This window comes from Streptomyces sp. NPDC052020 (assembly GCF_040680575.1).
Lineage (GTDB): Bacteria > Actinomycetota > Actinomycetes > Streptomycetales > Streptomycetaceae > Streptomyces.
Genome location: NZ_JBFAWY010000029.1, coordinates 1 through 25,733 on the forward strand (window position 1 = coordinate 1; position 25,733 = coordinate 25,733).

The window sequence follows — 25,733 nt, forward strand, 5'->3', positions numbered from 1 at the left end:
GAAGATCCGCATCCGGCTCAAGGCCTACGACCACGAGGTCATCGACTCTTCGGCGAAGAAGATCGTCGAGACGGTGACCCGCACTGGTGCGTCGGCCCGGCCGGGGCTCCGGGACGGCACGGCCGTCGGGCTGTCAGCAGCCGATGGGGGCGGAGCCGACGGCCACGTCGTCGAACCACAGGGTGTCGTCGCCCGTGCCGTAGCTCTCCCAGCCCAGCCGCAGGGCGGTGGGGCGGGGCGGGGTGGTGCGGACGAGCCACTGCTGGTCGATGTCGTGGGTGGGGACACCGTCGGCGTGCAGGCCCGGAATCCGCTCGTCGCCGAGCCAGGTGTCCAGACCGGGGGCGGCCGTGTCGATCGCGAACCGCAGGCACTGCCAGCTTCCGGTCGGCAGCGGCCGGCTCAGCGCGACACCGGCCGGGCTCTGCGCGGGCAGGGTGGCGTCGTCGCTCTCCCGGTTCCATTGCAGGGCGCCGTTCTGGCCCCCGACGCGCAGGCTCCGCCCGCCCTGGGAGGCGTCGGGCAGGGAGGCGAAGGTGACGTGGGCGGCGGGGAGCGCGGTGGTGTGCCGCACCCACATGCGCACGTACATCACCGGGCCGACCGAGGACAGGTCCGCGGTGGCGGCGACGAAGGCGTGGTTGCAGTACCCGGCCCGGCCGTCCACCCGCAGCGATCTGCTGCCGCTGTGCGCGACCGCGGTGTCGACGGCGGCCGTGCCGGTGCCCTGGCAGTCGGGTGCGGTGAACCGCCAGGCGCCGGACGGGGCCGGGCCGGTCTGGTCCTCGAAGTCCGAGCAGATCACCGCGCTGTCGCACGCCGGGCCGGGCGGCGGGGTCGTCGGGGGCGGAGTCGTGGGCGGCGGAGTGGTCGGGGGCGGGGTCGTGGGCGGCGGAGTGGTCGGGGGCGGGGTGCCGTCGCCGCCGCAGGCCACGCCGTTGAGGGCGAAGTCGCCCGGTGCGGGGTCGGCCGTCCGCCAGGTCCCCTGGAGGCCGAATTCGGCGGTGCCGCCCGTGGCCAGCGCGCCGTTCCAGCCCGCGTCGACGGCGACGACGGACCCGCCGGTCTGGGTGACGGTCGCGTTCCACGCCGACGTCACCCGCTGGTCGCCGGTGTAGGTCCAGGTCAGGCGCCAGCCGTTCAGCGCCGGGCCGAGATTGGTGACCTTGATCTGGGCGGTGTAACCGCCGCTCCACTTGTTCACGGTGTAGCCGACCCGGCAGCCGGACTCCGCGCCGCTCGCGGACATCGCCGTGAAACCGGACGCCAGCAGCGCGGCGGCCGTGAGGACCGCGGTCCAGGGCCGGCGCGGTAATCGCGAGAGCAGGACGCGCATGTGTGCCTCCTGGGTGGGGGGAGAGGAAACCGAGGCTTTGGGAGCGCTCCCAAACATCGGGACGGGGCGCCGGCCGGACCGGCGCCCCGTCGGGCGTCAGCTGGTGGGGAAGGCGTCGGGGGTGCTGATCCGGCTCTTGAGCAGCGCGCCGGACTCGGTCAGCACCGCACTGCTGCTGTAGTCGGTACCGTTGCAGGTGCCGGGCTTGAACGCCGCGCTGCTCTCATTGGCGTCGGAATAGGTCCAGTTCGCGTAGCTGATCTTGAGTTGGTCGAGCAGGTCCAGCCAGGCCGTGCTGCTCGCCCGGTCCATCGTTCCGCCGCCGGTGGCGGTCACCGTGCCGAACTCGGTGACGAACAGCGGCAGCTTCGCGGCCGCCCGGCTCACCGTGGCGCGGTAGTTGTCCTTGTGGCTCGCGGCGTAGAAGTGGAACGCGTACATGATGTTGGAGGCGTTGACCGGGTTGTTGACGACCTCGGTCTCGTTGGAGCCCTCCGAGACGCCCAGCGAGGACCAGGCGCGGGTGCCGACGATGACGACGGCGTCCGGGTCGGCGGCGCGGATCACCGGGATGACCTGCTCGGCGTAGTTCTTGATGGCCGCCCAGCTCACGCCGTTGGGCTCGTTGGCGATCTCGTAGATCACGTTCTTCTTGTCCGCGTTGCGGGCGGCGACGGAGGCGAAGAACGTCTTCGCGCGGTCGAGGTTGTAGTTCGGGTCGCCCGGCGTCAGGGTGTGGAAGTCGATCAGCGCGTACATGCCCCGGGCCTCGGCCATGTCGACCAGGCTGTTCACACGGCTGGTGAAGCGCGCCGGGTCGGTCTCGTAGCCCTGCTCCTGCACGTACATGGCGATGCGGAACAGGTCCGACTTCCAGTCCTTCGCCAGCGCGTCCAGGGACGCGTCGTTGTAGCACTTGTCGAACCACTGGATGCCGTGGGTGCTCATGCCGCGCAGCTGTATCGGGCGGTTGTACTGGTTGCACAGGTTCACGCCGCAGACGTGGAGCTGCCCGTTGATGCCGAAGGGGGTGCCGGTGCCCGGACCGGGATCCGGGTCGGGCGGGGGCTCCTCCCCTCCGACGGAGCCCGTACAGGCGACCCCGTTGAGCGTGAACGCCGTGGGCTTGGGGTTGGCGCCCGTGAAGGAGCCGGTGAAGCCCAGGTCGGCCGACGCGCCGGTGGCCAGTGTGCGGTTCCAGTCGACGCCTGCGGCGCTGACCGTGGAGCCGGACTGCGACCAGGTGGCGTTCCAGCCCTGGACGATCTTCTGCCCGGCGTCCGGCATGGTGAACTTGAGCGTCCATCCGGTGACGGGAGAGCCGAGGTTGGTGACCTTCACTCCGGCCTGGAAGCCTCCCTGCCACTGGCTGATGACCGTGTAGTCGACCCGGCAGCCGGTGGCGGCCACCGCCTCGGGGGCGGCCACCGTCTGGGGGGCGGTCAGCGCCGTCAGGCCCAGGGCCGTCGCGCAGGTCGCCAGTAAGGCCGTCATGCGTTTCACAGCGTTCCTCCTCGTGCGAAGCGGGTGCAGCGCGATGGGAGCGCTCCCAAAGCCCATCGGCCCGAGACCGTACACCTGCGCACGATGCGCGTACAGGGATTCGACCGTCCCGATGCGGACGCCGCTGTTCGCTCCCCGTGGAAGTGAGTGGTTCCCGCTCGATCCGCTCGGCGAAGCGAAGGGGGCCCCTGGCGCCGTGCGGCCCATCTGAACAGAGGACGGCATGACCTCTTGATACTGGAGGTGGGAGGCGCTGATGTCGCGTGCCGGCACGGCGAGACCTGCTGGGCGTTGCGGGGGACGTGGACCCAGTGCCGCGCCAGGAGGTCCGTGTTCGGGTCCCAGGCCGTCTTGACGTCGGTGGTGGTGCCGGCGATCGTCGAGGTCGGACGACGCTCGGCATGATGGCCCGCACCTGCCTGTCCGGGTGACACCCGACGTCGCCTACGCGTGCGTGATCAGCTCTGTAACTGATCGTTCCAGAATGAGTCGAGCTGCGGGTCTCGTGTTTGCGGATCTGGGTCGGCAGTGTGTCCGGGGTGCGTGCGGACGTCACCCAGCTTCTGCCGCTGCTGGACGCGGTCCCACCGATCCGGGGTCTGCGCGGGCGTCCCCGCCGCAAGCCCCGGCGACTGTACGCCGACCGGGGCTACGACTTCGACGAGTACCGCCGCCTGCTGTGGAAGCGCGGCATCAAGCCCATGATCGGCCGATACGGTACTTGCCGCCCACGGCTCAGCACTGGGCAAGGTGCGTTGGGTGGTCGAGCCCGCCTTCGCCTGGCTGCACCAGTTCAAACGGCTCCGCACCCGCTACGAACGAGCACCGGGGCGAAGGGCTCGGGGTGTACGCCACGCGGCTGGAAACCTACGGCTCGCGGGCGTTCGGCGGCCTGCTCTCAGAACCCGACGACCACCCGGAAGAGCGAGGGGTTGGCGACGGCGAAGCCAGGAGAGGCGGACAGGCGCTGTTGGGAGCGGGGATCGTTGTGTGCTGTGCGCCACGCCTCAGGGCTGTCCCAGTGCGCGATGTCGACCAGTTGGAAGTGGGTGTCCGGGGCCACCGCGCGGTGCAGTCGGCTGTCCTGGAATCCGGGCGCCTTGCTCATCGACTCCGCGTGGCCGAGCCAGTGCGGCAGGAATTCATCGATCCGGTCGGCGGGCAGTTGAAAGGCATTGATGAAGGTGATTCCCGGCGCATCGCCCGAACCGTTTTCGGCCATGCGGAATTCGGCCGCCACCTGATACCAGCCGCCGTACACGGTGGCATAGCCGGCCGCGGTGGCCGCCGACGCGGTGAAGGCGGGATTCGCCAGCGCCTCGTCGCGGGCTTCGACGCTGTCCCAGTGCGCCACGTTGACCAGGCCGAGCCGGGACTCCGGACGCAGTCTGCGGTGCAGCCGCGCATCCCGGAACCCGGGGGCGGTGTGGATGAGCCCGACGCGCTCCCGCCAGCGTGCGACGGACTCGTCGATCCGGTCCTCGGGCAGTTCCCATGCGTCGATCAGGGTGATTCCGTCATCAGTCATCGCGCCATGATGAGACCTCAACCGCACTTCAGGTCAAGATGATCGGGCACGTCAGTCGGCGCTGACCTTGATACGCGTAGGCGGCTACCGGAGGTCCGGCCCGCCCGCCGCCCACGCGATGCCGCCGCCCAGGTGCGCGCGGAAGTCCGGGTCCCCGTACGCCTCGGCGGCGTGGCCGAGGGCGGTGTAGAAGACCCGGCCCGCGCCCTGCTCCCGGCACCACACCAGCGGGTGGTCACCGCCCATGCCGCCGCCCTCGTACGAGGACTCGTCGGCGGTGGCGAGCACGCGCGCCGAGCCGCGCGGACTGGTGCGGAAGTCGTACCACTCGTCGGTGAACTCCCAGACGGCGGGCAGGTGCCGGGTGGCCGGGTGGTCGCGGTCCTCGACGAGGACCCGGCCGGGCTGGTAGGCGGGGTGGCGGTCGAAGCGGGCGCCGAGCAGGTCGCCGTAGTACGGCCACGTGTACTCCGTGCAGGCCGCCGCGTGCACGCCGGCGAAGCCGCCGCCCGCCTCGACGTACGCGGCGAGCCGGGCCCGCCCCGCCGGGGTGAGCACCTCGCCGCTGGTGGAGAGGAAGACGACCGCGGCGTAGGCGTCCAGCGGCGCCTCCAGGGCCGCCGGGTCCTCGGTGTGGTCGACGCGGAAGCCGTCGAGGGAGCGCAGGGCGGCGACGGCGGCGGGGATGGAGTCGTGCCGGTAGTCGGTGGTGCGGGTGAAGACGAGCAGCCGGGAGGTCATCAGCCGCCCGCCCCCACGTCGTTGCGGGGCGCTCCGTCACCGAAGGGGGGCAGGTCGCCGCGTTCCACCGGCGGCGCGGTGGCCGCGGGGGACACCGGCGGCAGGAGGGCGGCCGCCTCGGCGGCGCCGGGACGGTGCGCCGCGCGGGCCGCCGCGCGCAGCACGTCGCGCGGTACGGCGTCCGCCTCGCCGGAGACCCGCACCACGTGTCCGTCCCCGGGCCGGGCGTACTCGTGCCGCCCCGCGCCGGTGCGGTACCAGAGGCCGCCGTCGCGCACGCACTCCGTCCGCTCGCCGGGCAGGTCGCCGACGGGCCGCTCGGGGCAGGTTCGGGCGTCGATCGAGCCCCGCTCGACGGAGAGCCGGAGCCGCGCGCCGGTCTCCCGTGCGACGTAGGTGGCGGAGAAGCCGTCGTCGCCGAGCACCCCGACGGACTGCCGGGCCAGGGCGTAGCCGGGCGCCTCGGTCACGTGGACGAGCTCGGGCGCCACCCCCAGCGCGCGGGCGCGGGCGTCCAGTCCCCCGCGCCCGGTCGCCGCCGTGGACGCGGCGGGCCCGGTCGCCGCCGTGGACGCGGCGGGCCCGGTCACGCGGGCGGACCCGGCGGACCCGGCGGACCCGTCCGGGGACCCGGCGGCCGGGCCGGCCCCCGGCTTCTCGGTGCCGCAGGCGGCGAGCAGCACGAGAGCCGCCGGCACCAGCAACGACGGCGACAGGCGCGTGGGACGACGCATCATGCGGTCATCTTGCCGTACGGGTGTTCCCGGGCGGACCGGGATGGCGCGAACGCGGGGGGGGCTGGAGCGCCCTGCGGGGCGCGTGTCCGATTCTTTCAAGACGGGGCGCGGGTGGCCTTCCTACGGTTCCCCCATGACCGCACGATTCAACGCCGTCGGCCTGGTCGTCTCCGACATGGCCGCTTCCGTGAGCTTCTACCGCCGCCTCGGCTTCGCCTTCCCGGAGGGCGCCGAGACGGCCCCGCACGCCGAGGCCGATGTGCCCGGCGGCATCCGGCTGCTGCTCGACACCGAGGAGAGCGTCCGGTCCTTCCACCCCGGGTGGCGGCCGCCCGCCGGGGGCGGGCGCCACTCGCTGGCCCTGCTGTGCGACCGGCCCGAAGAGGTGGACGAGCTGTACGACGAGCTCGTCGGCGCCGGTCACCGGGGCGAGCTGAAGCCCTGGGACGCCGTCTGGGGGCAGCGGTACGCCGTCGTGCACGACCCGGACGGCAACGGCGTCGACCTGTTCGCGCCGCTAGCGGCGGCCCAGTAGCCCGCTCGGGGCCAGGCCCGTCAACTGCCGGACCTCCCGGGTGAGGTGGGCCTGGTCCGCGTACCCGGACCGGGCGGCGGTCTCCGCCAGGGGGACGCCGGCCCGGGCCAGCGCCAGGGCCCGCTGGAGCCGCAGGATCCGGGCCAGCGTCTTGGGGCCGTAGCCGAAGGCGGCCAGGGAGCGGCGGTGCAGCGCGCGGGCGCCGAGGCCGAGCGCGTCGGCGGTCTCGGCGACCGGGCGGCCCGCGGCCAGGGCGGCCACGACCCGGCGCAGCAGGGGGTCGGGGGGATGGGTGCCGGCCGCCCGTTCCAGCGCGAGCCGCTCCAGCGCCCCGGCCGGGTCGGCGGCGGCGTTCACCCGGGCGGCCAGCCGCCGCACCCGGGCGGCGGGCCACAGATCGGCGAGCTCGACCCGCCGGTCGCGCAGCTCGTGCGCGACCACCCCGAGCAGGGCGGGCGCGGTGCCCGGGGAGAAGCGGACGCCCGCCCAGCGGCCGGGCGGACCCTCGGCGAGGTACGCGCGGGTGTCCGGGCCCGCGACCAGCAGCCGCCCCTCGTGCCACAGCAGGTCCATGCAGCCGTCCGGCAGGATCCGCGCGGCACCGGGCCCGGACAAGGCGTTCGTCCACACCACCGCGCCGCTCAGCCGGGACGCACGCTCGGTGTACACGGCACCCACCCTACGGCCCCCGCGGCCCCGCACCGGTGCCCGCGGCTACGAGTCCTCCGGCTTCTGCGGCGGGGTGGCCTTGGCGTGGGCGCGCAGCCGGGCGGTGACGTCCTCCGGCGGCAGGAAGCGCGACCAGCGCTCGGGGAACTCGGAGGGCATGTCGGGGTCGGCGGCGCCGCTCGCGGCGGCCCGGGCGACGTACTCGGCGACCTGCGCCTGGCGCAGCCGCTCGTTGGCCTCGCGGGCCGCGGCCGTGGCGGCGGCCGGCCAGACCCGGTCGATCGCGGCGTTGACCGCGGCCCCGACGAGCACGGCGAAGGCGGACACGCCGATCCACAGCAGCACGGCGACGGGCGCGGCCAGCGAGCCGTAGATGGTGGGTCCCTCCACGGTGCTGGTGAGGTAGATGCGCAGCAGGAAGCTGCCCAGCACCCACATCGCGAGGGCGACCAGCGCGCCGGGGACGTCCTCGATCCACGGGGAGCGGACCGGCACGGACACGTGGTAGAGCGTCGTCAGGAACACGATCGACAGGACGATGACGACGGGCCAGTACAGCACCTGTACGACCGTCGCCGACCACGGCACCACCCGCACCACCGCGTCCGGCCCGGCCACCATCAGCGGCAGCGCCACCGAGCCGATCAGCAGCGCCACGACGAACAGGGCGAACGCCAGCAGGCGGGTCTTGACGATGCCCCGGACGCCGTCGAGTCCGTACATCACGGTGATGGTGTCGATGAAGACGTTCACCGCGCGCGAGCCCGACCACAGCGCGAACAGGAAGCCGATGGAGATCACGTCCACCCGGCCGCCCTTCATCACGTCGTGCAGGATCGGCTCGGCGATCTCGTGCACGCCCCGGTCGGACAGGACCGCCCGGGAGGCGTCGAGGATGTTGGTCCGCAGGCTCTGGATGGTGTCCGCGCCGGTCCACAGATCGACGTAGCCGAGCAGTCCGATGATGCTCAGCAGCAGCGGGGGCACGGACAGCAGGGTGAAGAACGCGGCCTCGGCCGCCAGGCCCAGGATGCGGTACTCCATGCAGGAGTTGACGGTGTCCTTGAGCAACAGCCAGGCGGTCCTGCGCTTGGAGACGTTCCGGTAGAGGGCACGGGCCCGGTGGAGCCGGCCGGAGGGCCGCTCGGAGGTTTCACTTGCTGGCTGCACGTCCTAAAGGTATCCGCCGCGAGCGGCTGCCCTCACCCGCGGACCGCACCGGGACCGCACCGGATCGGAACGGTCCCTTCCGGTGGCCGGGCGTACTCCCCTCGCGGGTGCCGGCGCGGTAGGTTCGCAGTCATGGCAGGCAGCAGCACCCACAGCGTGACGAACCAGCCCCCGCCGCTCGTCGGGTACGACGTCTTCACCGCCGACCGGGCCCTGAAGGCGGCCGTGGAGCGGCATCTGGACCCGGCACTGCGCGAGCGGACGCTGGCGGAGCTGTCGGGGCTCGGCCGCAGCTGCGGCTCCGCGCAGGTGCAGGAGTGGGGCGTCCAGGCCAACGAGAACCCGCCGAGGCTGCGCACCCACGACCGCTACGGCCACCGCGTCGACGAGGTCGACTTCCATCCCGCCTGGCACCGGCTGCTCGGCAAGGGCGTCGCGGCGGGCCTGACCGCGGCCTGGGGCCGGCCCGGCGGGCACGTGCGGCGCGCGGCGGCCTTCCTGATGTGGACGCAGGTCGAGGCCGGCAACGGCTGCCCGCTGTCCATGACCCACGCGGCGGTGCCCGCCCTGCGCGCCGATCCGGCGCTGGCCGGGGAGTGGGTGCCCCGGCTGACCTCCACGGTCTACGACCGCGAGCTGCGGCCCGCGCACCTGAAGGCCGGGGTGCTGTTCGGGATGGGCATGACGGAGAAGCAGGGCGGCAGCGACGTCCGCGCCAACACCACCGCCGCCCGGCCGCTGGCCGAGGCGGGCACCTACGAGCTGACCGGGCACAAGTGGTTCTGCTCGGCGCCGATGTCGGACGGCTTCCTGGTGCTGGCCCAGGCGCCGGACGGGCCGACCTGCTTCCTCGTCCCCCGGGTGCTGGCCGACGGCACCCGCAACGTCTTCCTGATCCAGCGGCTCAAGGACAAGCTGGGCAACCGGTCCAACGCCTCCGCCGAGGTCGAGTTCGCCGGGACCTGGGCCCGCCGGGTCGGCGAGGAGGGGCACGGGGTGCGGACCATCATCGAGATGGTCGCGGCGACCCGGCTGGACTGCGTCCTCGGCTCGGCCGGGCTGATGCGGCAGGCGGTGGCGCAGGCGATCCACCACTGCGCCCACCGCGAGGCGTTCGGCGGCCGGCTGATCGACAAGCCGCTGATGCGCAACGTCCTGGCCGACCTCGCGATCGAGTCGGAGGCGGCCACCACGCTGGCGCTGCGGCTGGCGGCGGCGTACGACGCCGGTGAGGGCGGCGACGAGCAGGAGCGGGCGCTGCTGCGGATCGCCGTGCCGGCGGCCAAGTACTGGGTGACCAAGCGCTGCGCGCCCGTCGCGGTCGAGGCGGCCGAGTGCCTGGGCGGCAACGGGTACGTCGAGGAGTCCGGGATGCCGCGGCTGGTGCGGGAGTCGCCGCTGAACTCGATCTGGGAGGGCGCGGGCAACGTCCAGGCGCTGGACGTGCTGCGGGCGCTCGGCCGCCGTCCGCAGACGCTGGACGCCTATCTGACGGAGGTGGGCCGGGCGCGCGGCGCCGACCACCGGCTGGACGGGGCGATCAAGAACCTGCTGACCGAGCTGTCCGACCTTCAGGCGGTGGAGGGCCGGGCCCGGCGGCTCGTGGAGCGGCTGGCCCTGGTGCTCCAGGGGTCGCTGCTGGTGCGGTACGCGCCGCCGGAGGTCGCCGACGCGTTCTGCGCCGCACGGCTGGGCGGCGACGGGGGCGCGTCGTTCGGCACGCTGCCGGCCACCCTGGACCTGGCGTCGGTGGTGGAGCGGGCACGGCCCGTCTCCTGACTCCGGGGCGCCGGGAGCGCCGGGGGACGGATCACCGTACTGGGTGCCGTACCGGGTGCGAAGTGCCCCCTGCGCCGTCGCCGGGCTGCGGGGGTGGTGCTGCGCCGACACGGCACCACCCCCGCCTCACGGGCCCGGTCAAGGCCGCGGACGCCGTTCAGGACGGCGTCGCTCAAGTGTCCGTCCGCCCAGGGCCGTCCACCAGGGTTGCAGGGGGTTGCAACTTCCTGCTGACCTGTGCGCCGACGGTGTCCCTCCGTCCGGCCCGGGCGGCAGTATGGGACGCGACGCACGAAGGACGCCGGGAGACGCGGCCGGCCGCCACGCGGCCGTCGCGGTGCCCGGGCATTTCTCGGGAGGACGGGAACCAGTGGCGCTCTCGCCGATGGACGTCTCGCAGCTCGCCGCCGTGGACGCGGCGCGGGCGGCGCGGGTGCTCAGCGAGGTCCGCTCCGCCAGGCTCTCCGGCCGGCGCGCGCCGGTGCCGCCGCGTCCGGTGATCGAGCAGTCGTGGGAACGGATGCTGCGCAGCGGGGTCGACCCCGACCACGACGTCAGGTCCGGGCTGCTGTCCCGCGAGGAGCTGGAGCGGCGGCGCGCCCACTCGCCGCTGCGGACGGTGCTGCCCGTGCTGCGGCAAGGGCTGCTGTCGGTCGCGGACGTCGCCCACCACATCATGGTGGTCGCCGACGACGAGGGCCGGGTGCTGTGGCGCGAGGGCAGCACGCCGGTGCTGCGGAGGGCCGACGGGCTGGGCTTCCAGCCCGGCGCGGACTGGCGGGAGGAGGTCGTCGGCACCAACGGCGTGGGCACGCCCGCGGTCACCCGGCGGCCCGTACAGGTCTTCGCCTCCGAGCACTTCGTGCGCTCGCACGCCACCTGGACCTGCGCCGGCGCGCCCCTCACCGACCCGCGCGACGGCCGGCTGATCGGCGTGGTCGACGTCAGCGGGCCGCTGGAGACGATGCACCCGGCCACGCTCGCCTGGGTGGAGTCGGTGGCCAAGCTGGCCGAGGCGCACCTGCGTGAGGCGCACACGCGGTCGCTGGAGCGGCTGCGCGCGGTGGCGGCGCCGGTGCTGGCCCGTGTCGGCGGGCACGCGGCGGTGGTGGACCGGGACGGCTGGACCGCCGCCGTGTCGGGGATGCCGTACACGCCCCGCGTCGCGCTGCCCAAGTCGCCGTCGGCGGGCCCCGTCTGGCTGCCGGCGCTGGGGCCGTGCACCCTGGAGCCGCTCGCCGGGGGCTGGCTGCTGCGGGCGGCGGCCGAGGAGCCGGCCGCGGCGCAGGACGTACGGATCGTGCTCGATCTGCGCCGGCCGCGCCGCTGGTCGGTGGAGGTGAGGGGCGGTGCGGGTTCCTGGACCCGGGAACTGAGCCCCCGGCACGCCGAGTTGCTCTACCTCCTGGCCGTCCACCGCACCGGCCGCAGCGCCGCCGGTCTCGCCGCGGACCTCTTCGGCGACCCGGCCCGTACGGTGACGGTGCGGGCCGAGATGTCGCGGGTGCGGCGGTACCTCGGCGCCCATCTGCAACACCGGCCGTACCGCTTCCGTGAGGACGCTCAGGTGCGGCTGCTCCTGCCGGACGACCCGCGCGACCTGCTGCCGCACTCGGCGGCACCGGCGGTGACACGGCGGCGGACGCCCGCCCCGTCCATGTGAACCCCCGGTGCGCGTGTTCCGCATATGTACGAGGTCTCGGCCCGCGGCACCCGCGTCTGCCGTAGCATCCCCCTGGGTCATTCCACCTGCTTCCCGGTCGACGCGGGGACCGACGGGCGCTCCTGGCCCGGTGCCTGTGGAGGTTGTATGAAGCATCGCGGCAGACACCGCCGACGCCGGCGGGGCCGGGCGCTGCGCGCGGTCCTGGCCGGCACCGCCCTCTCCCTCACCGCCGCCGCCACCCTGATCAGCGCCTCCCAGGCCCAGGTCACCGACGGTCCCGGGGCGCTGCGGGCGCTCGACTCCCCCGTCGCGCGGGGCGAGCTGCGTCTCACCGGCCACCGGGTGCCCGCCGCCTGGCTCGACCGGCTCTCCTCGGCGATGGGCCGCCCCGTCGGCGTGGACGAGGTCCTCGGCTCCGCCGGCCGCGAGCTGCGCGACGCCGCCGACTGCGGGGCCGAGGAGCGCGCCGCGCTGCCCGTCGTGCCCGCCGCCACCCGGGCGTACTGCTGGGACGAGGCCGATGCCCGGGGCTGGCGGCCCGGCGCCGTCACCACCTCGGCGGGCGCCGGCGAGGACGGCCGCTGGGGCGGGCGCCGTGTGATCGCCTCCGCCTGGACGTCCGGTGACGGCCCCGGCGCGGACGGCGGCCGTACCGGGGACGCGGTTCCGGCCGCCACCGGCCGGGGGCTGTCCCGGGTGGCCTTCGTCGACGCGGACGCCCCGGGCCGGCCGCGCCACGTCTCGGCCCTGCTCGTCGTCCCGGTCGACGGCGGACGCGACTACCGCGGCCTGGCCTCCCCCGTGTCCGGCATGGTCTGGTACCGGGACAAGCTGCTCGTCACCGCCGGTGCCGGGGACCGCGCCGCGCTGTACGTGTACGACGTGGACCGCGTGCTGCGCGCCGGTGCCGGCGGCGACGCCGTCGGCCGGGTGCCCGGCGGCTGGTCGGCGCACGGCCACCGGTACGTGCTGCCCGCCGTCGCCGCCTACCGCCCCGCGGCGGGCGGGCCGCGCCCCGCCGCGCTCTCCCTGGACCGCACGACCACCCCCGACAGCGTGGTGGCCGCCGAGCGGGTGGCCGCGGACGCCGCCCGGCCCGCCCGGCTGTGGCGCTACCCGCTCGGGGAGGGCCCGGCGCCCGCCGGGCCGCTCGCCGCCGACCGGGCCGGGCACGTCGAGGCGGTGGAGGCGTACGAGACCCGCGCCACCGGAATCGGCGGCGTCCTGGCGCGCCGCCCGCCCGGCTCCGGCCGCGGCGACTGGTATCTCGCGCGCGCGGCCGGCGCACCGGAGGGCCGCGCCGCCCTGGGGCGGCAGAACGGCGCGGGCGCCGAGGCCGTCGAGTGCGGCGCCGACCGGTCCCGGCACTGCTGGAGCGCGGACGCGGGATCCCTGGCGTACCGGGAGGACACCGGCGAGGTCTGGTCGCAGTCCGGCCGCATGCTGTTCGCCCTGCCGCTGGCCTCGCTCGACGCGTCCCTCCGCTGACCCCCGGGCCCCTCGCGCGGGGCCCCGCGGCACCGCCGGCCGGGATGCGGTCCGGCCGCCGGTGCCGCCGCCCGACCGGCGGCACCGGCCGCGAGTCGACAGATCTCCGCGCCGGATGGTTCCCTGGCCGCCATGACCCACATCGCCGTGACCACCTGGTCCCTGGAGCAGACCTCCCCGGCGGACCTGCTTCCGGCCGCCGCCCCCGAGGGCGACGTCCGGATCGTCCGCTCGGAGGTGCCCTCCCCCGAGTTCAGCCGATTCCTGTACACCGCGGTCGGCGGCGACATCCGGTGGACGGACCGGCTGGGCTGGACCTACGCGCGATGGCAGGAGCACCTCCAGCGGCCCGGTGTGGAGACCTGGGTCGCCTACGACCGGGGCACGCCCGCCGGTTACGTGGAGCTGACCCCGGGGGACGACGGCATGGTGGAGATCGAGTACTTCGGCCTGATACCCGCCTTCCGGGGGCGGCGCATCGGCGGGCATCTGCTCTCCCAGGGAACCGCCCGCGCCTGGGACCTCGCGGACCGCTGGCCGGGTCTCGCGGAGACCAAGCGGGTGTGGCTGCACACCTGTAGCAAGGACGGCGAGTTCGCGATGGACAACTACCTGCGCCGCGGGTTCCGGCTGTTCGACACCACGGTGGAGGAAGAGCGGGAAGTGCCGACGCCGGGACCCTGGCCCGGGGCGTTCCCCGCCTGACCTCCCCGGCAGGAACCCGCCCGGGGCATGTGACCGACGACACCCTTGTCTCGCTGTACGAGACAAGGGTGTCTGCATTTTGGACGAAGCTGGACTGTGTCCAGATCGCCATGCCACGCTTCCGTCATGCCTGGAACTGGAATTGCCTTGGTGAGTCGACGCCACGTCGACCTCGGCCGCATGTCCAGCGCCATCTGTCCGGCCGGCTGAGCGCCTCTCCGGCAGCACCCGGCAGCCCGGATCTCCCGCATCGCCTCCGCCGTGCGCAATGGGGCGCACGCGCGTCCGTGCGCCTTCCCGCGCAGGTCAGAGCCGCACACCCAGCACCCGACCAGCATCTTTCCTCGACGGCGCCACGCGCCCGCCCCATCCGTCGCTGTCCCGAAGGACGTATCAGCCATGGCCGCCACCCCGCAGAACCCTGCCGCCGCGACTCCCCGCCGCAAGGTGAGCCGTCACCGCGGTGAGGGTCAGTGGGCCGTGGGTCACTTCACCCCGCTCAACGGCAACGAACAGTTCAAGAAGGACGACGACGGTCTCAATGTGCGGACACGCATTGAGACGATCTACTCCAAGCGGGGCTTCGGCTCGATCGACCCCAACGACCTGCGCGGCCGGATGCGTTGGTGGGGCCTGTACACCCAGCGCAAGCCCGGCATCGACGGCGGCAAGACCGCGGTGCTGGAGCCGGAGGAGCTGGAGGACGAGTACTTCATGCTGCGCGTCCGCATCGACGGCGGACGGCTCACCACGCGGCAGCTGCGCGTCATCGGGGAGATCTCGCAGGAGTTCGCGCGCGGCAGCGCCGACATCACCGACCGGCAGAACATCCAGTACCACTGGATCCGGATCGAGGACGTGCCCGAGATCTGGAACCGGCTGGAGGCCGTCGGCCTGTCCACCACCGAGGCGTGCGGCGACACCCCGCGCGTCATCATCGGCTCGCCCGTCGCCGGCATCGCCGAGGACGAGATCGTCGACGGCACCCCGGCCATCGACGAGATCCACCGCCGGGTGATCGGCAACCCGGCGTACTCGAACCTGCCCCGCAAGTTCAAGACCGCGATCTCCGGCTCGCCGCTGCTGGACGTGGCGCACGAGATCAACGACGTCGCCTTCGTCGGCGTGGTCCACCCCGAGCACGGGCCCGGCTTCGACCTGTGGGTCGGCGGCGGGCTGTCCACCAACCCCAAGATCGGGGTGCGGCTGGGCGCCTGGGTGCCGCTGGAGGAGGTCCCGGACGTCCACGAGGGCGTCGTGTCCATCTTCCGCGACTACGGCTACCGGCGGCTGCGCAACCGCGCCCGGCTGAAGTTCCTCGTCGCGGACTGGGGCGCGGAGAAGTTCCGCCAGGTCCTGGAGGACGAGTACCTCAAGCGGAAGCTGGTCGACGGCCCGGCGCCCGCGCAGCCCGTGGAGCGCTGGCGCGACCACGTCGGCGTGCACCGGCAGAAGGACGGCCGCTTCTACGTCGGCTTCGCCCCGCGCGTCGGCCGGGTGGACGGCGCCACCCTGACGAAGATCGCCGAGCTGGCGGAGGCGCACGGCTCGGGCCGCGTCCGCACCACCGTCGAGCAGAAGATGATCGTGCTCGACGTCGAGGAGGCGCGGGTCGACTCCCTCGTCGAGGCGCTGGAGGCGCTGGACCTCACCGTCCGCCCCTCCCCGTTCCGGCGCGGCACGATGGCCTGCACCGGCATCGAGTACTGCAAGCTCGCCATCGTCGAGACCAAGGCGCGCGGCTCCTCGCTCATCGACGAACTGGAGCGCCGCATCCCGGACTTCGACGAGCCGATCACCATCAACCTCAACGGCTGCCCGAACGCCTGCGCCCGCATCCAGGTGGCGGACATCGGCCTCAAGGGCCAGCTCGTCCTCGACGACCGGGGCGAGCAGGTCGAGGGCTACCAGGTGCACCTGGGCGGCGCGCTCGGCCTGGAGGCCGGCTTCGGCCGCAAGGTGCGCGGCCTGAAGGTGACGGCGGAGGAGCTGCCGGACTACGTCGAGCGGGTCCTCAAGCGCTACCAGGCCGAGCGCGAGGAAGGCGAGCGGTTCGCCGCCTGGGCGGCCCGCGCCTCGGAGGAGGCGCTGTCGTGAGCGAGCGCGCGGTGCCCTTCCACTGCCCCTACTGCGGTGACGAGGACCTGCGTCCGAACGAGCAGGGTCACGGCGCCTGGGAATGCGCGGGGTGCAACCGCGCATTCCAGTTGAAGTTCCTCGGGCTGCTGGCCCGGGGACTTCAGCCCAACTCCACGGGAGGGGACGGAAAATGACGGCGATTGAGCGAGAGCGCACGGCCGAGGAGCTGAAAGAGCTGGCCGAGCGGGCGGGCCGCGACCTGGAGGACGCCTCCGCGCCGGAGATCCTGCGGTGGGCCGCCGACACGTTCGGCAAGCGCTTCTGCGTGACCTCCTCGATGGAGGACGCGGTCGTCGCCCACCTGGCCTCCCGCGCGATGCCCGGCGTCGACGTGGTGTTCCTCGACACCGGCTACCACTTCCCGGAGACCATCGGCACCCGGGACGCGGTCGAGGCCGTGATGGACGTCAACGTCATCACGCTCACCCCGCGCCAGACGGTCGCCGAGCAGGACGCCGAGTACGGCCCCAGGCTGCACGACCGGGACCCCGACCTGTGCTGCAAGCTGCGCAAGGTGCGGCCCCTGGAGGAGGGCCTGAAGAGCTACCTCGCCTGGGCGACCGGCCTGCGCCGCGACGAGTCCCCGACCCGGGCGAACACCCCGGTCGTCGGCTGGGACGCCAAGCGGGGCAAGGTCAAGGTCTCCCCCATCGCCCGCTGGACGCAGGACGACGTGGACGCCTACGTCGCCGAGCACGGCGTCCTGACCAACCCGCTGCTGATGGACGGGTACGCCTCCGTCGGCTGCGCGCCGTGCACCCGCCGGGTGCTCGAGGGCGAGGACGCGCGCGCCGGCCGCTGGGCGGGCCGGGCCAAGACCGAGTGCGGGCTGCACACATGACGGCCACAGGCACGCACAAGGCGCCCACAGCTCCCGCTGTTACTGCTGTTACCGACGCTGTTACCGATGCGACGATCGCGGCCCCCGCGGCCGTCGCCACGACCCAGGAGAACCACGTGACCACCGGAGCCACCGTCTGGCTCACTGGTCTGCCGAGCGCCGGCAAGACCACCATCGCCCACGAGCTGGCCGGACGGCTCCGCGAGGAGGGCCGCCGCGTCGAGCTCCTCGACGGCGACGAGATCCGCGAGTTCCTCTCGGCGGGCCTCGGCTTCAGCCGCGAGGACCGGCACACCAACGTGCAGCGGATCGGCTTCGTCGCCGAACTGCTCGCCCGCAACGGCGTGACGGTCCTGGTCCCGGTGATCGCGCCCTACGCCGACAGCCGCGACGCGGTGCGCAAGCGCCACGAGGCGCACGGCACGCCGTACCTGGAGGTGCACGTGGCGACGCCGGTCGAGGTGTGCTCCGTACGCGACGTGAAGGGCCTGTACGCCAAGCAGGCCGCGGGCGAGCTGACCGGGCTCACCGGGGTCGACGACCCGTACGAGGAGCCCGAGGCGCCCGATCTGCGCATCGAGTCCCAGAACCAGACCGTGCAGGAGTCCGCGGCGTCGGTGTACGCCCTGCTCAGCGAAAGGGGACTGGCATGACCGGCCTGACCGGCACCGTCGCCGCCGCCACCGAGGGGACCGGCAGCCCGTACGCCCTCTCCCACCTGGACGCCCTGGAGTCCGAGGCGGTGCACATCTTCCGCGAGGTGGCGGGCGAGTTCGAGAACCCGGTGATCCTCTTCTCCGGCGGCAAGGACTCCATCGTCATGCTGCACCTGGCGCTGAAGGCGTTCACGCCGGCGCCGGTCCCCTTCGCGCTGCTGCACGTCGACACCGGGCACAACTTCCCCGAGGTCCTCGACTACCGCGACCGCACGGTGGCCCGGCACGGGCTGCGGCTGCACGTGGCCTCGGTGCAGGACTACATCGACCGGGGCGTCCTCAAGGAGCGCCCCGACGGCACCCGCAACCCGCTCCAGACCCTCCCGCTGACGGAGAAGATCCAGAGCGAGAAGTTCGACGCGGTCTTCGGCGGCGGACGCCGCGACGAGGAGAAGGCGCGGGCCAAGGAGCGGGTCTTCTCCCTGCGGGACGAGTTCTCGCAGTGGGACCCGCGCCGCCAGCGCCCCGAGCTGTGGAACCTGTACAACGGCCGCCACGCGCCCGGCGAGCACGTCCGCGTCTTCCCGCTCAGCAACTGGACCGAGCTGGACGTGTGGCAGTACATCGCCCGCGAGGGCATCGAGCTGCCGGAGATCTACTACGCGCACGAGCGCGAGGTGTTCCAGCGGGGCGGCATGTGGCTGACCGCCGGCGAGTGGGGCGGCCCGAAGGACGGCGAGACCGTCGAGAAGCGGCTGGTCCGCTACCGGACCGTCGGTGACATGTCCTGCACCGGGGCGGTCGACTCCGACGCCGACACCATCGAGAAGGTGATCGCCGAGATCGCCGCCTCCCGGCTCACCGAGCGCGGCGCCACCCGCGCCGACGACAAGCTCTCCGAGGCCGCGATGGAAGACCGCAAGCGCGAGGGGTACTTCTAGAGATGAGCACCATCACGACCGAGGCACTCTCGGACACCACCCTGCTGCGGTTCGCCACCGCCGGCTCCGTCGACGACGGCAAGTCCACCCTCGTCGGCCGCCTCCTGCACGACTCCAAGTCGGTCCTGGCCGACCAGCTGGAGGCCGTCGAGCGCGCCTCGGCGAGCCGGGGCCAGGAGGGCCCGGACCTCGCGCTGCTGACGGACGGCCTGCGCGCCGAACGCGAGCAGGGCATCACCATCGACGTGGCCTACCGGTACTTCGCCACCCCGCGCCGCCGGTTCATCCTCGCCGACACGCCGGGCCATGTGCAGTACACGCGGAACATGGTCACCGGCGCCTCGACGGCCGAGCTGACGGTGATCCTGGTCGACGCCCGCAACGGCGTCGTCGAGCAGACCCGCCGCCACGCCGCCATCGCCGCGCTGCTGCGCGTGCCGCACGTCGTCCTCGCCGTCAACAAGATGGACCTCGTCGGCTACGAGGAGCGGGTCTTCGCCCGGATCGCCGAGGAGTTCACGGCGTACGCGACCGAGCTCGGCGTCCCCGAGGTCACCGCCATCCCCATCTCCGCCCTGGTCGGCGACAACGTGGTGGAGCCGTCCGCGCACATGGACTGGTACGGCGGCCCGACCGTGCTGGAGCATCTGGAGACGGTCCCGGTCAGCCACGACCTGGCGCACTGCCACGCCCGGCTGCCGGTGCAGTACGTGATCCGCCCGCAGACCGCCGAGCACCCCGACTACCGGGGGTACGCCGGCCAGATCGCCGCCGGTACCTTCCGCGTCGGCGACGCCGTCACCGTCCTGCCCTCGGGCCGGACGACGACGGTCACCGGGATCGACGTGCTGGGCGAACCGGCCGAGGAGGCCTGGACGCCGCAGTCGGTGACGCTGCTGCTCGCGGACGACATCGACATCTCCCGCGGCGACCTGATCGTGCCGAGCCAGGACGCCCCCGCGACCACGCAGGACGTCGAGGCGACCGTGTGCCACGTCGCCGACCAGCCGCTGACGGTCGGCCACCGGGTGCTGCTCAAGCACGGCACCCGCACGGTCAAGGCGATCGTGAAGGACATCCCGTCCCGGCTGACGCTGGACGACCTGTCCCTGCACCCGCACCCGGGCCGGCTGGTCGCCAACGACATCGGCCGCGTGAAGATACGCACCGCCGAGCCGCTGCCGCTGGACTCCTACGCCGACTCCCGCCGCACGGGCTCGTTCATCCTGATCGACCCCAGCGACGGCACCACGCTCACCGCGGGCATGGTCGGCGAGTCCTTCGCGGCCCCCGAGCCGGTCCAGGACACGGCCGACGACGACGGCTGGGACTTCTGAGCATGGGCTCCCCCGACTTCTACTCCACGTTCGCCAAGGAGGGCGGCCGCGTCGGCAGCGGCGCCCTCGGCAGCGGACAGGGCGGAGTGGCGCGATGTGGACGGTGACGTACCCGCACTGTCCGCACGCCCGCACCGCACGCCGTCCGCACAGCCGAAGACCCGCCGACCTCCCGGCCATGACCTGACCCCACGACGGGGTCGTGACCGCCGGGCCAACGAGAGGAACACCTCCCGTGCCTGCCACCACCGCCCTGCGCCGCTCCCTCGCGGCCGTCGCCGCCCTGCCCCTGCTCGCACTCGCCGCCTGCGGATACGGTTCCCAGGCCAAGGACGACGGCGCCGCCAAGGTCGCCGCCGGGGCCGAGAAGATCGACGGGCTGGACTCCGTCAGGATCGGCTACTTCGGCAACGTCACCCACGCGACCGCGCTGGTGGGCAACCAGAAGGGCTTCTTCCAGAAGGAACTGGGCGCCACCAAGGCCCAGTACGCGATCTTCAACGCGGGGCCCTCGGAGATCGAGGCCCTCAACTCCGGCTCCATCGACATCGGCTGGATCGGCCCGTCCCCGGCCATCAACGGCTACACCAAGTCCCGCGGCAAGAACCTGCGGATCATCGGCGGGTCGGCCTCCGGCGGCGTGAAGCTGGTGGTGAACCCGGAGAAGATCAAGTCGCTGAAGGACGTCGAGGGCAAGCGGATCGCCACCCCGCAGCTCGGCAACACCCAGGACGTGGCGTTCCTCAACTGGGCCGCCGACCAGGGCTGGAAGGTCGACGCCCAGAGCGGCAAGGGCGACGTGACGGTCGTCCGCAGCGACAACAAGGTCACCCCGGACGCCTACAAGGCCGGCTCCATCGACGGCGCCTGGGTGCCCGAGCCGACCGCGTCCAAGCTGGTCGCCGAGGGCGGCAAGGTGCTGCTCGACGAGGCGTCGCTGTGGCCCGACGAGAAGTTCGTGATCACGAACATCATCGTGTCGCAGACGTTCCTCAAGGAGCACCCGAAGGCCGTCGAGGCCGTGCTGAGGGCGTCGGTCGAGACCAACAAGTGGATCAAGGCCAACCCGGAGGAGGCCAAGGCCGCGGCCAATGAGCAGCTGGCCGCCGACACCGGCAAGGCGCTGCCCGCCGAGGTCCTGGACCCGGCGTGGAAGTCGATCCAGGTCACCGACGACCCGCTGGCCGCCACCCTCGACGCCCAGGCGGAGCACGCGGTGAAGGCGGGTCTGCTGGAGGAGCCCGACCTCAAGGGCATCTACGACCTCACGCTGCTCAACAAGGTGCTCAAGGCCGCGGGCGAGCCCGCGGTCGACGACGCCGGCCTCGGCGTGAAGTAAGCCCGGACCCCCGACCAGTTCCCAGGAGGTGACGACCATGGCCACGACCCTCGCCAAGGCCGCCGACGGCACCGAGGCGGCGACCTGCGCCGCCCGTATCGAGCACGTCTCGAAGTCGTTCGCGGGCCCCGCCGGACAGCAGCTCGTGCTGGACGACATCACCCTCGATGTCGCGCCCGGCGAGTTCGTCACCCTCCTGGGGGCCTCCGGCTGCGGCAAGTCCACACTGCTGAACCTGGTGGCGGGCCTGGACAAGCCCAGCGCCGGCAGCATCACCACGGACGGGCGCCCGGCGCTGATGTTCCAGGAGCACGCCCTGTTCCCGTGGCTGACCGCGGGCAAGAACATCGAACTCGCCCTGAAACTGCGGGGCGTGCCGAAGCCCGAGCGCCGCGGCAAGGCGGAGGAGCTGCTCGAACTCGTCCGGCTGAACGGCGCGTACGGCAAGCGGGTGCACGAACTGTCGGGCGGTATGCGCCAGCGGGTGGCGATGGCGCGGGCGCTCGCGCAGGAGAGCAGGCTGCTGCTGATGGACGAGCCGTTCGCGGCGCTGGACGCCATCACGCGGGACGTGCTGCACGACGAGCTGACCCGGATCTGGCGCGAGACGGGACTGTCGGTGCTGTTCGTCACGCACAACGTGCGCGAGGCCGTCCGCCTCGCCCAGCGCGTGGTACTGCTGTCGTCCCGTCCCGGGCGCGTGGCGCGCGAGTGGGCGGTCGGCATCCCGCACCCGCGCCGCATCGAGGACACCGCCGTGGCGGAGCTGTCCGTCGAGATCACCGAAGAACTGCGTGGGGAGATCCGCCGCCATGGCCAGCACTGACACGACGACGACCGCCGCCAAGGACGGCGGCGACCTCGCCGGCCTGGAGGCGGGCCTGGACGCGCTGGAGAGCGTCCCGCAGGGCCGCACGCCGTTCCGGCGGACGTTCACGGAGAAGATCCTGCCGCCGGTGCTCGCCGTGGCGCTGGTGCTGGCGGTGTGGCAGGCGCTGGTCTCCTTCGAGATCGTCGACGATCCGACGAAGCTGCCCGCGCCGGCCGACGTGTGGAACGTGGTGCGGGACGCCTGGCTCCAGGGCGAGCTGCTCGGCTACATCTGGACCAGCGTCTCGCGCGGCCTGCTCGGCTTCTGCCTCGCGCTGCTGATCGGCACCCCGCTGGGCCTGCTGGTGGCCCGGGTGAAGTTCGTGCGCGCGGCCCTCGGCCCGATCCTGTCCGGCCTCCAGTCCCTGCCCTCGGTGGCGTGGGTGCCGCCCGCCGTGATCTGGCTCGGCCTGAACAACTCGATGATGTACGCGGTGATCCTGCTCGGCGCGGTCCCCTCCATCGCCAACGGCCTCGTCTCCGGCGTCGACCAGGTGCCGCCGCTCTTCCTGCGCGCGGGCCGCACCCTGGGCGCGACCGGGCTGAAGGGCACCTGGCACATCGTGCTGCCGGCCGCGCTGCCCGGCTATGTGGCGGGCCTGAAGCAGGGCTGGGCGTTCTCCTGGCGCTCGCTGATGGCCGCGGAGATCATCGCCTCCTTCCCCGACCTCGGCGTCGGTCTCGGCCAGCTCCTGGAGAACGGCCGCAACGCCAGCGACATGGCCATGGTGTTCGAGGCCATCCTGCTCATCCTGATCGTCGGCATCGCCATCGACCTGCTGATCTTCAGCCCGCTGGAGCGGTGGGTGCTGCGCAGCCGCGGTCTGCTGGTGAGGAACTGAGGCACGCCATGGCCACTCCGGTGCTGCTCGTCATCGCCCACGGCAGCCGCGACCCGCGGCACGCCGCGACCGTGCACGCCCTGGTGCGCCGGGTACGGTCGCTGCGGCCGGGCCTGCGCGTGGAGACCGGGTTCCTCGACTTCAACGTGCCCTCGGTACCGGGGGTGCTGGAGTCCCTGGCGGCGCAGGGCGTGCGGGACGTCGTCGCCCTGCCGCTGCTGCTGACCCGCGCCTTCCACGCCAAGGCGGACATTCCGGCCGTCCTGGCTCAGGCGCCGCCCCGGCTGCGCGTCCGGCAGGCCGAGGTGCTGGGGCCGTCCCCGCTGCTGACGGCGGCGCTGGAGCGGCGCCTGTACGAGGCGGGGCTGTCGCCCGCCGACAAGTCCTCGACCGGGGTCGTACTGGCCTCGGCGGGGTCCACCGACCCGGAGGCGATCGCAGTGATCGCAGAAATCGCGCGGGAGTGGCGGCACACCGGTTGGTGCGCCGTGCGGCCTGCGTTCGCCTCCGCATCCCTTCCCCCTACGGAGGACGCGGTGCGCGAGCTGCGGGCGCTGGGCTGCCCCCGGGTCGCGGTCGCCCCGTACGTCCTGGCGCCCGGCTTCCTGCCGGACCGCATCGCCCGGGGCGCCGCCGCCGCGGACGTCCTCGCCGATGTCCTCGGACCCGCACCGGAGGTGGCCCGGCTGCTGCTGGAGCGGTACGACGAGGCCGGGGTGCCGGTCCGGGCGGCGGTGGGAGCCTGACTCCGGCGCCCTTGAGCGCGCCACGCGCGCTCAGGGGCCGGTCAGCTCCACGAGTTTGCCGACGGTGTTCCAGTTGCGGGTGGTGGCGATCACGCCCTTGTTCACCCGGGGCCTGGAGAGCGCCTCGGCCAGCCTGGAGCGGCCCAGGCCGTCCGGCGCGTACAGGTACAGCGCGCGGTCGCCGAGCCGGAACTCCTCGGGGAGATAGGCGGACTGGTCGATCTCCGCGAAGCGTTCGGGGCCGACCGGCGCGGAGAAGTAGGTGACGTGGAGCTGCCTGCCCTCCAGTCCGGCGGCCGGGAACGGACACGCCTCGGCCACCGCCCGCAGATAGGCGTGGTCGCGCACCAGCACGTCGACCGGGAAGCCGAACCGCTTCCCGATCTCCCGCGTGAGCTCCTCGGCCAGGGACTCCTCGTCACCGTGGGCGGCCGTGAAGACGGCCTGGCCGCTTTGCAGATAGGTCCGTACGCCGGTGTGGCCGAGCCCCGCCAGCAGCGTGCGCAGATCGGCCATCGGGAGTTTCCTGCCGCCGCCCACGTTGATCCCGCGCAGCAGCGCCGCATACGTCGTCGTCATCGGCCCACCCTACGGCCTGTCGTCCCACTCCCGTCGTCCGCCCGAGGGGAGGCAGACGGGAGGCAGACGGGAGTGCGACGACAGGCCCTGAGGCCGTTCGTTCGCACACGAAAGGCCCTGGAGCGGCCGTCGTCCCCCGTGGGGCGGCACGACGGCCGCGTCCGCGTCGGCGGGCGGCGAGACTCTCGCCGGCCGGCGGGCGGGCGGCGAGACTCTCGCCGGCCGGCGGGGCGGGCGGCAACCGCCACACGCGCCGGTGCGGGCCCGTGCGCGTCCTCCGGGTGACCGCGCCCTGCCCGGTCAGGAGGCGGACACCGTGGTCACGCCTCCTGCCGCCGGTTCCGGCGGCTCGACGCCAGTTCCGCCTCGATGAGGTCGGCCGCCCGCCGCGTACCGCCCTCCTCGGCCATCTGCGCCTGGATCTCCTTCAGCCGCCAGGCCACCTCCGGGTCGTCGATCAGCCGGAGGGCGGTCGCGCGCAGCGCCTCGGCGGTCGCCTCCTCCATGGGCAGGTGCTGGGCGACGCCGAGCCCCTGGAGCGTGTCGGCGTTGCCGAACTGGTCCGCTGCCTGTGGTACGGCGATCATCGGGGTGGCGGTGGCCAGGCCCTCCTGGCTGCCGCCCGCGCCCGCGTGGGTGACGAACAGGTCGGCCTGGCGCAGGACGGCGAGCTGCGGCACCCAGGAGTGCACCTCCACGTTGGCCGGTACATCACCGAGGCCGGCGGGGTCGACGTGCCGGCCGATCTGGAGCACCAGGTGCCAGCCCGGCAGGTCGCCGAACGCCTCCACGCACCGGCGGTAGAAGTCCGGCTGCTTGGTGAAGGCGGAGCCGAGCGAGACGAGGACCACCTTCTCGGCGCCGGCGGGACGCCGCCAGGTCCCTTCGGCATCGCGGTCGCCCTGGCAGGCGCCGACGAAGGTGTACACGGTCTCGTCGACCCGGTCGGCGTGCGGCTGGAACACCTTGGGGATCAGGACCAGGGAACGGGCCGGGCGGCCGGCGAAGGTGTCGGGGTGCTCGGTGATCCCGTTCTCCTCCAGCCAGCTCTGGAAGCGGGCGTAGTAGGCCCGGCCGCGCTCGGTCTTCTTCGGCTCCGCCCACATCGGCTCGGCGACCTCCTCCTCGTAGCCCTCCCAGGCGACGAGGCACGGTGAGAGGGAGATCGCCGGCACGCCCCAGCGGTGGGCGAGGACGCGGGCGGGATAGGCCGCTATGTCGTGCAGCACGAGGTCCGGCTCGTCCCCCCGGTAGGCCTCGGTGAGCTGCGGGAGCGCCTGGATCGCGTCGTCCAGGAAGGGCTCGACGTTGTCCAGCAGGGTGCTCCCCCAGGCTTCGGGGTCGGCGTCGGGGCCCGGCAGGGTGGAGTTCCAGAGTTTCGGTTCGGCCCCGGTGGCGGCGACCTTCTCCGCGAAGGCCGGCGGGATGGCGTACGTGACCCGATGCCCCCGCGCCACGAGTTCGCGTATCACCTCCAGGCTCGGATTCACATGACCGTGGGCGGCGATGGAGAACATGGCGATATGGGGGCGGTGCGTCATGTTGTCCACCTTAGGCGAGACGGAACGTCTCGTACAATCGAACTG

24 protein-coding genes and 3 pseudogenes are annotated in these 25,733 nt (G+C 73.3%); 18 read left to right on the forward strand and 9 right to left on the reverse strand.

Annotation, left to right across the window (positions count from 1 at the left end; all coding sequences use genetic code 11):
• Positions 1–94, forward strand: a pseudogene (locus tag AB0L74_RS25790) (30S ribosomal protein S10); the annotation flags it as partial.
• Between the two features lie 39 nt (positions 95–133).
• Here AB0L74_RS25790 and AB0L74_RS25795 read toward each other — a convergent pair.
• Together AB0L74_RS25795 and AB0L74_RS25800 are read right to left on the reverse strand one after the other, a co-directional pair.
• Positions 134–1,336, reverse strand: a complete 1,203-nt coding sequence (locus AB0L74_RS25795) for a cellulose-binding domain-containing protein (protein ID WP_365656922.1) — start codon at positions 1,334–1,336, stop codon at positions 134–136.
• Positions 1,337–1,432: 96 nt separating this feature from the next.
• Positions 1,433–2,839 carry a cellulase family glycosylhydrolase gene (locus tag AB0L74_RS25800; RefSeq protein WP_365656925.1) on the reverse strand — a complete coding sequence of 469 codons (1,407 nt, stop codon included), beginning with the start codon at positions 2,837–2,839 and terminating at the stop codon, positions 1,433–1,435.
• A gap of 542 nt (positions 2,840–3,381) precedes the next feature.
• Between AB0L74_RS25800 and AB0L74_RS25805 the strand changes: the two are divergent.
• A pseudogene (locus AB0L74_RS25805) lies at positions 3,382–3,661 on the forward strand (transposase); the annotation flags it as partial.
• A 76-nt stretch (positions 3,662–3,737) separates the two neighbouring features.
• Here AB0L74_RS25805 and AB0L74_RS25810 read toward each other — a convergent pair.
• From AB0L74_RS25810 to AB0L74_RS25820, 3 genes are all read right to left on the reverse strand, one after another.
• The gene (locus AB0L74_RS25810; RefSeq protein WP_365656928.1) at positions 3,738–4,367 is read right to left on the reverse strand and encodes an antibiotic biosynthesis monooxygenase; all 630 of its coding nucleotides are present in this window, start codon (positions 4,365–4,367) and stop codon (positions 3,738–3,740) included.
• An 84-nt stretch (positions 4,368–4,451) separates the two neighbouring features.
• Positions 4,452–5,108 carry a ThuA domain-containing protein gene (locus tag AB0L74_RS25815; RefSeq protein ID WP_365656931.1) on the reverse strand — a complete coding sequence of 219 codons (657 nt, stop codon included), beginning with the start codon at positions 5,106–5,108 and terminating at the stop codon, positions 4,452–4,454.
• Positions 5,108–5,842, reverse strand: coding sequence for a hypothetical protein (locus AB0L74_RS25820; protein WP_365657140.1), 735 nt, complete (start codon positions 5,840–5,842; stop codon positions 5,108–5,110). The genes AB0L74_RS25815 and AB0L74_RS25820 overlap by 1 nt, the downstream gene beginning before the upstream one ends.
• Before the next feature lie 136 nt (positions 5,843–5,978).
• On the opposite strand from AB0L74_RS25820, the gene AB0L74_RS25825 reads away from it, so the two are divergent.
• On the forward strand, positions 5,979–6,380 hold the full coding sequence (locus AB0L74_RS25825; protein ID WP_365656934.1) for a VOC family protein: 402 nt from the start codon (positions 5,979–5,981) through the stop codon (positions 6,378–6,380).
• Here the strand turns inward: AB0L74_RS25825 and AB0L74_RS25830 are convergent.
• Positions 6,363–7,049 (reverse strand): helix-turn-helix transcriptional regulator, encoded by a 687-nt coding sequence (locus tag AB0L74_RS25830; protein WP_365656936.1) that lies wholly within the window; start codon positions 7,047–7,049, stop codon positions 6,363–6,365. The genes AB0L74_RS25825 and AB0L74_RS25830 overlap by 18 nt on opposite strands.
• Before the next feature lie 45 nt (positions 7,050–7,094).
• Positions 7,095–8,219: a YihY/virulence factor BrkB family protein gene (locus tag AB0L74_RS25835; RefSeq protein ID WP_365656940.1), complete on the reverse strand. Its 1,125-nt coding sequence runs from the start codon at positions 8,217–8,219 to the stop codon at positions 7,095–7,097.
• 132 nt (positions 8,220–8,351) lie between these two features.
• Here AB0L74_RS25835 and AB0L74_RS25840 point away from each other — a divergent pair, with 132 nt between their 5' ends.
• From AB0L74_RS25840 to AB0L74_RS25910, 15 genes are all read left to right on the forward strand, one after another.
• Entirely contained in the window at positions 8,352–9,998 is a 1,647-nt protein-coding gene (locus AB0L74_RS25840; RefSeq protein ID WP_365656943.1) for an acyl-CoA dehydrogenase family protein, read from the forward strand.
• Between the two features lie 370 nt (positions 9,999–10,368).
• Entirely contained in the window at positions 10,369–11,661 is a 1,293-nt protein-coding gene (locus AB0L74_RS25845) for a GAF domain-containing protein (RefSeq protein ID WP_365656946.1), read from the forward strand.
• Between the two features lie 147 nt (positions 11,662–11,808).
• On the forward strand, positions 11,809–13,152 hold the full coding sequence (locus AB0L74_RS25850) for a hypothetical protein (RefSeq protein ID WP_365656949.1): 1,344 nt from the start codon (positions 11,809–11,811) through the stop codon (positions 13,150–13,152).
• Between the two features lie 132 nt (positions 13,153–13,284).
• Positions 13,285–13,857, forward strand: a complete 573-nt coding sequence (locus tag AB0L74_RS25855) for a GNAT family N-acetyltransferase (RefSeq protein ID WP_365656952.1) — start codon at positions 13,285–13,287, stop codon at positions 13,855–13,857.
• 126 nt (positions 13,858–13,983) lie between these two features.
• On the forward strand, positions 13,984–14,067 hold the full coding sequence (locus tag AB0L74_RS25860) for a putative leader peptide (RefSeq protein WP_316248393.1): 84 nt from the start codon (positions 13,984–13,986) through the stop codon (positions 14,065–14,067).
• A 189-nt stretch (positions 14,068–14,256) separates the two neighbouring features.
• Positions 14,257–15,954: a nitrite/sulfite reductase gene (locus tag AB0L74_RS25865; RefSeq protein WP_365656955.1), complete on the forward strand. Its 1,698-nt coding sequence runs from the start codon at positions 14,257–14,259 to the stop codon at positions 15,952–15,954.
• Positions 15,951–16,130: a hypothetical protein gene (locus AB0L74_RS25870; protein WP_365656958.1), complete on the forward strand. Its 180-nt coding sequence runs from the start codon at positions 15,951–15,953 to the stop codon at positions 16,128–16,130. The genes AB0L74_RS25865 and AB0L74_RS25870 overlap by 4 nt, the downstream gene beginning before the upstream one ends.
• Complete coding sequence (locus AB0L74_RS25875) at positions 16,127–16,837, forward strand: phosphoadenylyl-sulfate reductase (protein ID WP_365656960.1); 711 nt, start codon at positions 16,127–16,129, stop codon at positions 16,835–16,837. Before AB0L74_RS25870 ends, AB0L74_RS25875 begins: the two co-directional genes overlap by 4 nt.
• Positions 16,834–17,490, forward strand: coding sequence for an adenylyl-sulfate kinase (gene cysC / locus AB0L74_RS25880; RefSeq protein WP_365656962.1), 657 nt, complete (start codon positions 16,834–16,836; stop codon positions 17,488–17,490). The genes AB0L74_RS25875 and cysC overlap by 4 nt, the downstream gene beginning before the upstream one ends.
• On the forward strand, positions 17,487–18,434 hold the full coding sequence (gene cysD / locus AB0L74_RS25885) for a sulfate adenylyltransferase subunit CysD (protein ID WP_365656965.1): 948 nt from the start codon (positions 17,487–17,489) through the stop codon (positions 18,432–18,434). Before cysC ends, cysD begins: the two co-directional genes overlap by 4 nt.
• Before the next feature lie 2 nt (positions 18,435–18,436).
• Positions 18,437–19,771: a GTP-binding protein gene (locus AB0L74_RS25890; protein ID WP_365656967.1), complete on the forward strand. Its 1,335-nt coding sequence runs from the start codon at positions 18,437–18,439 to the stop codon at positions 19,769–19,771.
• Between the two features lie 235 nt (positions 19,772–20,006).
• Positions 20,007–21,110, forward strand: coding sequence for an aliphatic sulfonate ABC transporter substrate-binding protein (locus AB0L74_RS25895; protein ID WP_365656970.1), 1,104 nt, complete (start codon positions 20,007–20,009; stop codon positions 21,108–21,110).
• Between the two features lie 37 nt (positions 21,111–21,147).
• A complete protein-coding gene (locus tag AB0L74_RS25900; protein ID WP_365656973.1) occupies positions 21,148–21,936 on the forward strand; it encodes an ABC transporter ATP-binding protein in 789 nt (262 codons plus the stop codon).
• Positions 21,923–22,822: an ABC transporter permease gene (locus AB0L74_RS25905; protein WP_365656976.1), complete on the forward strand. Its 900-nt coding sequence runs from the start codon at positions 21,923–21,925 to the stop codon at positions 22,820–22,822. The genes AB0L74_RS25900 and AB0L74_RS25905 overlap by 14 nt, the downstream gene beginning before the upstream one ends.
• Before the next feature lie 8 nt (positions 22,823–22,830).
• Positions 22,831–23,568 (forward strand): sirohydrochlorin chelatase, encoded by a 738-nt coding sequence (locus AB0L74_RS25910; protein ID WP_365656978.1) that lies wholly within the window; start codon positions 22,831–22,833, stop codon positions 23,566–23,568.
• 30 nt (positions 23,569–23,598) lie between these two features.
• Here the strand turns inward: AB0L74_RS25910 and AB0L74_RS25915 are convergent, their stop codons facing one another.
• Entirely contained in the window at positions 23,599–24,147 is a 549-nt protein-coding gene (locus AB0L74_RS25915; protein WP_365656980.1) for a DUF1697 domain-containing protein, read from the reverse strand.
• A gap of 320 nt (positions 24,148–24,467) precedes the next feature.
• A pseudogene (locus AB0L74_RS25920) lies at positions 24,468–25,725 on the reverse strand (glycosyltransferase).
• Positions 25,726–25,733 lie beyond the last annotated feature (8 nt).

What these genes read in the sequence shown, in the direction of transcription:
- AB0L74_RS25795 (WP_365656922.1), bottom strand. Translation starts at nt 1,336, where the DNA reads ATGCGCGTCCTGCTCTCGCGATTACCGCGCCGGCCCTGGACCGCGGTC.
- AB0L74_RS25810 (WP_365656928.1), bottom strand. Translation starts at nt 4,367, where the DNA reads ATGACTGATGACGGAATCACCCTGATCGACGCATGGGAACTGCCCGAG.
- AB0L74_RS25815 (WP_365656931.1), bottom strand. Translation starts at nt 5,108, where the DNA reads ATGACCTCCCGGCTGCTCGTCTTCACCCGCACCACCGACTACCGGCAC.
- AB0L74_RS25820 (WP_365657140.1), bottom strand. Translation starts at nt 5,842, where the DNA reads ATGCGTCGTCCCACGCGCCTGTCGCCGTCGTTGCTGGTGCCGGCGGCT.
- AB0L74_RS25825 (WP_365656934.1), top strand. Translation starts at nt 5,979, where the DNA reads ATGACCGCACGATTCAACGCCGTCGGCCTGGTCGTCTCCGACATGGCC.
- AB0L74_RS25840 (WP_365656943.1), top strand. Translation starts at nt 8,352, where the DNA reads ATGGCAGGCAGCAGCACCCACAGCGTGACGAACCAGCCCCCGCCGCTC.
- AB0L74_RS25850 (WP_365656949.1), top strand. Translation starts at nt 11,809, where the DNA reads ATGAAGCATCGCGGCAGACACCGCCGACGCCGGCGGGGCCGGGCGCTG.
- AB0L74_RS25855 (WP_365656952.1), top strand. Translation starts at nt 13,285, where the DNA reads ATGACCCACATCGCCGTGACCACCTGGTCCCTGGAGCAGACCTCCCCG.
- AB0L74_RS25860 (WP_316248393.1), top strand. Translation starts at nt 13,984, where the DNA reads ATGCCTGGAACTGGAATTGCCTTGGTGAGTCGACGCCACGTCGACCTC.
- AB0L74_RS25865 (WP_365656955.1), top strand. Translation starts at nt 14,257, where the DNA reads ATGGCCGCCACCCCGCAGAACCCTGCCGCCGCGACTCCCCGCCGCAAG.
- AB0L74_RS25875 (WP_365656960.1), top strand. Translation starts at nt 16,127, where the DNA reads ATGACGGCGATTGAGCGAGAGCGCACGGCCGAGGAGCTGAAAGAGCTG.
- cysC (WP_365656962.1), top strand. Translation starts at nt 16,834, where the DNA reads ATGACGGCCACAGGCACGCACAAGGCGCCCACAGCTCCCGCTGTTACT.
- cysD (WP_365656965.1), top strand. Translation starts at nt 17,487, where the DNA reads ATGACCGGCCTGACCGGCACCGTCGCCGCCGCCACCGAGGGGACCGGC.
- AB0L74_RS25890 (WP_365656967.1), top strand. Translation starts at nt 18,437, where the DNA reads ATGAGCACCATCACGACCGAGGCACTCTCGGACACCACCCTGCTGCGG.
- AB0L74_RS25900 (WP_365656973.1), top strand. Translation starts at nt 21,148, where the DNA reads ATGGCCACGACCCTCGCCAAGGCCGCCGACGGCACCGAGGCGGCGACC.
- AB0L74_RS25905 (WP_365656976.1), top strand. Translation starts at nt 21,923, where the DNA reads ATGGCCAGCACTGACACGACGACGACCGCCGCCAAGGACGGCGGCGAC.
- AB0L74_RS25910 (WP_365656978.1), top strand. Translation starts at nt 22,831, where the DNA reads ATGGCCACTCCGGTGCTGCTCGTCATCGCCCACGGCAGCCGCGACCCG.
- AB0L74_RS25915 (WP_365656980.1), bottom strand. Translation starts at nt 24,147, where the DNA reads ATGACGACGACGTATGCGGCGCTGCTGCGCGGGATCAACGTGGGCGGC.